Source organism: Thomasclavelia sp. (genome assembly GCF_017889095.1).
In the GTDB taxonomy this organism is placed as follows: Bacteria; Bacillota_I; Bacilli_A; order Erysipelotrichales; family Coprobacillaceae; genus Thomasclavelia.
Window position 1 is genome coordinate 1 of the sequence record NZ_JAGHEW010000165.1, and the last position, 9031, is coordinate 9031.

7 protein-coding genes are annotated in these 9031 nt (G+C 32.8%); 3 read left to right on the forward strand and 4 right to left on the reverse strand.

What is annotated here, in order from left to right:
• Positions 1-48: 48 nt before the first annotated feature.
• The gene (locus J7M77_RS07360; protein WP_296877186.1) at positions 49-327 is read right to left on the reverse strand and encodes a zinc-binding dehydrogenase; all 279 of its coding nucleotides are present in this window, start codon (positions 325-327) and stop codon (positions 49-51) included.
• Between J7M77_RS07360 and J7M77_RS07365 the strand changes: the two genes are divergently transcribed.
• Complete coding sequence (locus J7M77_RS07365) at positions 326-697, forward strand: PD-(D/E)XK nuclease domain-containing protein (RefSeq protein ID WP_296877187.1); 372 nt, start codon at positions 326-328, stop codon at positions 695-697. The two genes, J7M77_RS07360 and J7M77_RS07365, sit on opposite strands and share 2 nt — an antisense overlap.
• A gap of 287 nt (positions 698-984) precedes the next feature.
• Here the strand turns inward: J7M77_RS07365 and J7M77_RS07370 are convergent, their stop codons facing one another.
• Positions 985-1371, reverse strand: a complete 387-nt coding sequence (locus tag J7M77_RS07370; RefSeq protein WP_296877188.1) for a hypothetical protein — start codon at positions 1369-1371, stop codon at positions 985-987.
• A gap of 150 nt (positions 1372-1521) precedes the next feature.
• On the opposite strand from J7M77_RS07370, the gene J7M77_RS07375 reads away from it, so the two are divergent.
• The gene (locus tag J7M77_RS07375; RefSeq protein ID WP_296877189.1) at positions 1522-1995 is read left to right on the forward strand and encodes a pyridoxamine 5'-phosphate oxidase family protein; all 474 of its coding nucleotides are present in this window, start codon (positions 1522-1524) and stop codon (positions 1993-1995) included.
• 27 nt (positions 1996-2022) lie between these two features.
• On the opposite strand, the gene J7M77_RS07380 is transcribed toward J7M77_RS07375, so the two are convergent.
• The gene (locus J7M77_RS07380) at positions 2023-3504 is read right to left on the reverse strand and encodes a glutamate synthase subunit beta (protein WP_296877190.1); all 1482 of its coding nucleotides are present in this window, start codon (positions 3502-3504) and stop codon (positions 2023-2025) included.
• Positions 3497-8017 carry a glutamate synthase large subunit gene (gltB, locus tag J7M77_RS07385; RefSeq protein ID WP_296877191.1) on the reverse strand — a complete coding sequence of 1507 codons (4521 nt, stop codon included), beginning with the start codon at positions 8015-8017 and terminating at the stop codon, positions 3497-3499. The genes J7M77_RS07380 and gltB overlap by 8 nt, the downstream gene beginning before the upstream one ends.
• A gap of 302 nt (positions 8018-8319) precedes the next feature.
• On the opposite strand from gltB, the gene pduL reads away from it, so the two are divergent.
• The gene (gene pduL, locus J7M77_RS07390; protein WP_296877192.1) at positions 8320-8892 is read left to right on the forward strand and encodes a phosphate propanoyltransferase; all 573 of its coding nucleotides are present in this window, start codon (positions 8320-8322) and stop codon (positions 8890-8892) included.
• Positions 8893-9031 lie beyond the last annotated feature (139 nt).

Below are 9031 nucleotides of genomic sequence, written 5' to 3' on the forward strand. Positions count from 1 at the left end.
AATTATCTAAGATGTTTCAATACAACATATTTATTTTATATCAAATCACTAATCCTTGATCAATACCACACTTTTTCCAATAACTTTATGCTCTTCCATATTTTGATGAACTTCACCGATCTGATTAAAATCATAAACCTTACCAATAACAGGCTCAATCTTATTTTCATTGATAAAAGCAAACATTTCATCAATTAATTGTTGGGTGGGAAAATTACTATAAAATGAGCTTAAATAAACTCCATTAGGAATATCTTTAATAGGATCAAAGTGATTAAATGTATATTGACCACCTAATACTCCCGTATGACAAACAATCGATGTCATGGCAGCTATTGATATATTATCTGATGTACTGGAATCAAGTATCAGCTATTATGACAGTTTAGAAAGCTTTTATCATGGCTTGATGGCTGAATTTTTACAGGAAACTGGCTATGAAGTGCATTCAAATAAGGAAAGCGGTGCTGGAAGATTTGATATCGCTTTAGTACCAAGAAGACTTACAAGGCTGTGTATTATTTTGGAATGTAAACATAGTAATGGAGTTGCCAGTTTGATTAAGGATAGTCAAAAAGCAGCTAAACAGATAGAAGAAAAACAGTTTTCAAAAGACTTTTTAAAATTGGGATATCCTGAAGTTTTAGGTTATAGAATATCTTTTTATAAGAAACAATGTATTATTACTAAAACATAAAGCAACTCATCAGTTGCTTTTTAATTTTCAAAGTAAAAAGAACGTTATTTAAACGTTCCAAATTAATCATAATTTACAATTTTCAAATCTTTGAAAAAACCTTCGGTTCCTGTATCCACAAAGATCCCAATTTGACCGCTAGATGGATCATGTATCATTTGATCAACTGTTAAAACCAGTTTGCTTTAAATATTCATCCATTTCACTATATAAGCTTCTATAATAATTTTGTTTAAGTTCACTTATATAATCTCCATCTATTTTAAACATACTGTTTTTATAATTATTTATATAATTATTCGCGTTATTTTAAATTTTTTAGTTTTATAATTAGCTTTTACCGTCCATACTTCACGAATACTATTTATTTCAAATCTAACTGTATCAAGATAATTAGAAGTTACAATATATTCACCAGGTGCAATATTTACATATCTTTTATCATTATCTGTCGAAGCTATCGCTGCAATCTGTTCACTTTTAGCATCGGTAAAAGTAATTATATCTCTTTCTGGTAATGTATCAGAACCCGGATATTCTAAGTTAACTGTTGCCATTTTCTCATTTCCTTCCTCATCAGACTTACAGCCAATTAAACCTATAATCAACATTATCACCAAACAAAACTTTAAACCGGTTTTGATAAAAAATTTAATATTTTTCTTTTTAATCATCATAACTCCCCCATTTTATTGCTGCCTTGTATCTATAATCTTTATTATAATTATTTAAAGTTTTGTTATCAACTAGGTTTAGCCAAAGATAGTTTTTTTAAGCCCAAAATGATATAATAATGGCAGCTTTATTAATGGGGGAAATAAAAAATGCGAAGAAAAGATCGTGAAATTACTGATTTTAACGAAATTATTGAAATCATAAAAAAATGTGATAGTTGCACAATTGCCATCAATGATAAAGATTATCCATACATCGTTCCACTTAACTTTGGTTTAGATGTTCAAGACGGAAAAGCTTATTTGTATTTTCATTGCGCCAATGAAGGAACTAAATTAGATTTACTGCGAAAAGATAATCACGTGACTTTTGCCATGGATTGTGAACATAATTTTATCTTATATGAAGAAAGAATGAGTTGTACAATGGGTTATTCGAGTGTCATTGGCCATGGTACAATTGAGTTTGTTGATGAAAAAGACAAATATGATGGTCTTAAAATTTTAATGCGTCATTATCACGCTGAAGATTTTAAATTTAATACTGATATGATCAAAGCAACAACAGTATTGAAACTAACAATTACCGATATGACCGGTAAACATCGTAATAACATTCATTAAAATAGAGCCAGAAAACTGGCTCTATTATTATAAGTTACTATAACCCATTAAATCAAAATCGACAGCTCGAGCGACTTCTCGTCCTTCACGAATAGCCCATACGACTAAAGACTGTCCCCGGCGCATATCCCCGGCTACATATAAATTAGGAATATTAGTTTGATAATCTTGATTACTTGCAACATTTCCTCTTGGGGTTGTTTTAAGATCAAATGCTTTAACAACATGATCTTCACAGCCGACAAAACCAGCTGCAATTAAAACTAAATCAACTGGTAGTGTTTTTTCGCTTCCAGCTACCGGTACCATTTCAACTCGTTTAGTTTTTTCGTTTTCTTTTGGTTCTAAAGTAACAATTATCGCTTTAGTAACATTACCTTGATCATCTAGGACAAATTCTTTAACGGTTGTTTGATAGATGCGAGGATCTTTACCAAAGACAGCGATACTTTCTTGTTGACCATAATCAGTTTTTTTAATTCGCGGCCATTGTGGCCAAGGATTATTAAGGCTGCGAACTTCTGGCAATTCAGGCATCATCTCTAACTGAGTTACACTTTTACAGTTTAGACGAATTGCTGTTGCGACACAGTCATTTCCAGTATCCCCACCACCAATAACTAAAACATGTTTGTTTTTTGTTGTTACAAATTTGTTGTCTTTTAAATTACTATCTAACAGTGATTTAGTAACCCCAGTTAAATAATCAACCGCATAATAAATACCTTTGCCTTGGCGACCAGGAACATCGATATTTCGTGGTTTACGACTACCACAGGCTAAAATCACCCGATCATAATTTGCTAGTAATTCTTTGACCTGTTTTTTATTTTCAATTCCCGCATTAGTTTTAAAAGTAACTCCTTCAGCTTTCATGATTTCAATTCGCCCATCAATAACTTCTTTTTCTAATTTCATATTGGGAATTCCATACATTAGTAAACCACCAATTCGATCATCACGTTCATAAACAGTTACCTGATAACCACGTTTATTTAATTGATCAGCCGCTGCTAAACCCGCTGGACCAGAACCAATAATCGCAATCGTTTTATCAATCCTTTGTTTTGGAGGACATGGTTTGATCAACCCTTTTTGATACGCATCTTCAATGATCCCAAATTCATTTTCTTTGATAGTTACTGGATCATCATTTAAACCACAAGTACAAGCTTCCTCACATAAAGCCGGACAAACTCTTGCAGTAAATTCCGGAAAATTATTAGTTTTTAATAACCTTGATAAAGCCTGCTTATAATTATTATGATAAATCAAATCATTCCACTCAGGGATCAAATTGTTTAATGGACAACCTGATACTGCTCCTTCAAGCATTTTTCCAGACTGGCAAAACGGTACCCCACAATCCATACAGCGTGCTCCTTGCATTGCTTGTTTGTCTTTACTTAAATGCTGATGAAATTCTTTGAAATTTGTAATCCTTTTCTTTGGTTCAATATCTTGACTAACTTTACGTTCAATTTCTAAAAATCCCGTTGGTTTACCCATGGTTACCCTCCTTTCTAACTTGGTTAAAAGCTTCGACTTTAGCCTGATCATTAGTTAATCCTTGTTTTTCATAATGTTTGATCAATTCAAGCATGTGCCAATAATCAGCGGGAACTACCTTTTTAAACAGCATTACTTGACTACCAAAATCAGCTAGTATTTTTTTAGCAACAGCAGAATTAGTATGTTGATAATGTTCTAAAATTAGTTTACGTAACTGTTCTTCATCATATTTACTTCTAACACTACTATAAGAAACCATTTCTTTATTAATTCTTGAATATAATCGATTATCAGGATCATATACATAAGCAATTCCTCCTGACATCCCTGCAGCAAAGTTACGTCCGGTTTGACCTAAAACCACAACTAAACCACCGGTCATATATTCCAAGCCATGATCCCCCACTCCTTCAACAACTGCAGTTGCTCCAGAGTTTCTAACGGCAAAACGTTCTCCTGCAATTCCATTAATAAAGGCTTTTCCTGATGTTGCTCCATATAGTGCAACATTACCAATAATGATATTTTCTTCAGCTTTAAACTTACTATTTTCAGGCGGTACAACTACTAATTTACCACCAGATAACCCTTTACCAAAATAGTCATTACTATCACCGTGCAATGATAATGTTAGACCATTAGGAATAAAGGCACCAAAGCTTTGTCCGCCAGAACCATAACATTCAACAGTAAACGTATCATCATCTAAATCAGTTGGATATTGTTTTGTAATCATTGATCCAAATAAAGTTCCTAAAGTACGATCAGTATTCGATACTTCAACTTTAACTGTTGCTTTTTGTTTGTTCTTTAAAGCATGTTCAAACTGTTTTAATAAAACAGTTGTATCTTTAACTTCATTTAATTTAAAATCATAATTATCTTTAATATCATGATGACTATGTTTTGCCTGAGCAAATGGATTATCAATAATTTTTGATAGATCAACATTTTCAACTCCTGGACGTACTTCTAATAAATCACTTCGTCCAACCATTTCATCAATTGTTTTAAATCCTAACATTGCCATATATTCACGCAATTCCTGGGCAATGAAGCGCATGAAGTTTTCGACATATTCAGGTTTACCAGTAAATCTTTTTCTCAAAATTGGATTTTGCGTAGCTACCCCAACCGGACAAGTATCTAAGTTACAAACCCGCATCATTACACAACCCATTGTAACTAATGGTGCTGTAGCAAATCCGTATTCTTCAGCCCCTAACATTGTGGCAATTGCAAGATCACGACCAGTCATTAATTTACCATCAGTTTCTAAAACCACTCGACTTCTTAGTTCATTTTTAATTAACGTTTGATGAGCTTCAGCTAAACCTAACTCCCAAGGTAATCCGGCATTATAAACCGAATTTCTTGGCGCTGCTCCAGTTCCTCCATCATAACCAGAAATCAAAATTACTCCAGCTCCAGCTTTAGCTACCCCGGCCGCAATCGTACCGACACCAGCTTCAGATACTAGCTTAACTGAAATCCGGGCATCTTGATTAGCATTTTTTAAATCATAAATTAACTGTGCCAAATCTTCAATTGAATAAATATCATGATGTGGTGGCGGTGAAATTAATCCAACACCAGGAGTACTATGACGCGTTTTAGCAATCCATGGATAAACTTTGCCAGCCGGTAATTGTCCACCTTCACCCGGTTTAGCTCCCTGAGCCATTTTGATTTGAATTTCTTTGGCAGAACATAGATATCTTGAAGTTACCCCAAATCGTCCTGAAGCAACTTGTTTAATAGCTGAACAGCGACTATCACCATTACTATCAACAACAAACCGTTCTGGATCTTCACCACCTTCACCACTGTTTGATTTTCCGTGTAAACGATTCATTGCAATTGCCATAGTTTCATGAGCTTCTTTAGAAATTGAACCATAAGACATTGCCCCGGTTTTGAATCTTTTAACGATTTTATCAACACTTTCAACTTCATCAATAGAAATTGATTTTGTTTTCTTAAACTGTAATAAACCTCTTAAATTAGACTTTTCTCCTTCTTCATCGATCAATTTAGAATATTCTTTAAAGATTTGATAATCACCTAATCTAGTCGCTAATTGCAATTTATGAATCGTTTGCGGATTATATAAATGTTCTTCTTTACCGCTGCGTTCTTTATGATCACCACGGCTATCTAAAGTAATATCAACATCTAACCCTAATGGATCATAAACTTTATTATGACGATAATCCACATCAGCTTCGATATCTTCAATCGTTTTACCTTCAATTCTAGTTACTGTTTTCGGGAAGTATTTATCTACAAAGCTTTTAGCTAAACCAATTGCTTCAAAATTTTGAGAACCGCGATATGACTGGATCGTTGAAATTCCCATTTTAGAAGCAATCTTAACAATTCCATGTAAAATTCCTTCATTATAATCATCAACTGCTGCATAATAATCTTTATCCAATAAACCTTCATCAATTAAATTAAAGATTGTATCTTGAGCTAAATAACCATTAACTGCACTAGCTCCATAACCAATTAAAGTTGCATAATGATGAACTTCACGAGGCTCTGCAGATTCGATAATTAATGCGACAGACATTCTTTTTTTAGTATTAACTAAATGCACGTTCATGGCAGCAATTGCTAACAATGATGGAATTGCCACATGGTTTTCATCAACCCCGCGATCTGACAAGATTAAAATATTAGCACCACTATGATACGCCTTATCAGCTTCAACAAATAATTTATCTAACGCTTTTTCTAATGATGTGTTTTTATAATATAAAATTGATAATACTGCTACTTTAAAGCCTTCTTTTTTAATATTTTTGATTTTTAAAATATCAGTATTACTCAAAATTGGATTTTCAATTTTAAGTAAACGGCAGTTACGTTCATCATCGGTTAAAATATTACCTTCACTACCAATACATAAAGAAGTTGAAGTAATAATTTCTTCTCTAATTGCATCAATTGGTGGATTAGTTACCTGAGCAAATAGTTGTTTAAAGTAATTAAATAGAGGCGGATGTTGTTTTGATAAAACGGCTAATGGTCCATCATTTCCCATTGCTACAACTTCTTCATTACCATTTAATGCCATCTTTTTAATATAAGTATTAACATCTTCATAACTATAACCAAAGATTTTTTGTAATCTAGTTAGTTCATCACCTTGATAACGTTTGATTCTGGCATTAGGAATTCGCATATCTTTTAATTTAATTAAATTACTTTCTAACCATTGACCGTATGGCTGTTTATGAGCATAACGTTCTTTTAGATCATTATCTTCAATCAGTTTACCAGCTTTAGTATCTACTAATAACATCTTACCAGGGCGTAAACGATCTTTAACGACAATATCTTCAGGAGCAATATCTAATGCTCCTACTTCTGATGATAAAATTAAATAATCATCACGAGTGATATAATAACGAGATGGTCGTAAGCCATTACGATCTAAGACAGCCCCCATTACTTCACCATCACTAAATAAAATTGAAGCGGGACCATCCCATGGTTCCATCAAAGTTGAATTATATTCATAAAAATCTTTTTTGGCCTGGGACATACTTTTATCATTGTCATACGGTTCTGGAATACACATCATCACTGCTCGTGGTAAATCCATCCCTGACATCACTAAAAATTCTAAAGTATTATCAAGCATTGCTGAGTCTGAACCATCCACATCAACAACCGGATATACTTTATTAGTATCTAATAAATCAGTTTCCATGATTTCTTCACGACAAAGCATGTTGTTGGCATTACCTTTAATCGTATTAATTTCACCATTATGAACAATAAAACGATTAGGATGCGCTCTTTGCCATGATGGCATTGTATTCGTTGAAAAACGTGAGTGAACCAAAGCAATTGCACTTTTATATTCTTTATCTTGTAAATCAATAAAGAAAGAGCGTAATTGATCGACTAAAAACATTCCTTTATAAACAATGGTTCTTGATGAAAATGAACAAACATAAGTATCTTTAAAATTACTTTGCTCAAAAATTCTTCTTGTTTGATATAACATTCTTTCAAACGGCATTCCTTTAGCTACATCATCAGGTTTAGCGATAAAACATTGATAAATTGCTGGCATTGCATCAATCGCTTTTTTTCCTAACACATTAGAAACAGTAGGTACTTCACGCCATCCTAAAAAATCCATACCTTCTTTCTTTACAATCGTTTCTAACATTTTTTTGACCCGATTACGTAAATGTTCATCAACTGGTAAAAATAACATTCCAACTCCATATTCACCAGCTTCAGGCAATTCAATATCCTTGATTTCTTTTTTAAAATAGCTATATGGCACTTGAGTTAAAATTCCGACACCGTCACCTGTTTTTCCAGCAGCATCTTTACCAGCACGGTGTTCTAATTGTTCAACAATTTTCAAAGCATTGCTTACGGTACGATGTGTTTTGATTCCTTTAATATTAACTACAGCACCAATTCCGCAGTTATCATGTTCAAATGATTCATCATATAATCCAAGGTTTTTATCTTTATTCATATTGGTTCCCCCTTTTCGTAGCACCATAATACACTATTTAGTTAAATGTGTAAAGATATCATCTATTTTTAGGATTTTTCTAAAAATATTGACTTTTTAATTAATTTAAGGCCTATTTTTAGCCATTTTTTAGTTATTTTGACTATTTTTTAGCATAAATGATAATATTTTTTTACTAATTTAATAAATTTTTCTATTTAAAATTTTTAAAAAAATTTTTATTTTTTTACACTTTTTAAGCTATTTCCTTGAAAATGGCCTTAAAAAGTGTAATATAAATAGTAAAGAAGAGGAGATTAAAAATGGCAAAAAAATTTATTGTAGAAACTTCAGCAAGACATGTTCATTTATCAAACGAAGATTTAGAAACATTATTTGGTAAAGGATATCAATTAACAAACAAAAAAGATTTATCACAACCAGGACAATTTGCCTGCGCAGAAAAAGTTACTGTAGTTGGTCCTAAAGGGGAACAAAAAATGTCAGTTCTAGGACCTACTAGAAATGCAACACAAGTAGAAATTTCTTTAACTGATGCTCGTTCTTTAGGTTTTAATGCTTTAATTAGAGAATCTGGTGATATTGAAGGAACTGCCGGATGTAAAATCGTAGGACCAGCTGGAGAAGTTGAAATTCCTTGCGGTGTCATCGCTGCCAAACGTCATATTCACATGACACCAGCTGATGCTAAAGAATTTGGCGTTCAAGATAAAGATGTTGTTAGTGTAAATATTGAAACTGACGGTCGTTCTTTAGTTTTCGGTGATGTTGTTTGTCGTGTTAGCGACAGCTATGCACTAGCAATGCATATTGATACTGATGAATCTAATGCTGCTGGCTGCGGACGGGAAGTATACGGTACAATCGTTGAATAAAAAGCCTGCGGGCCAATGTCGTCAATTTAGCGATAATGATAAATTAGAAATCTGAAAATATCAGATTTCTTTTTTTTGTTTACTATATTTCATGAAATGTTATAGAATTAATATTTCATATATAATGATATATTAGTAA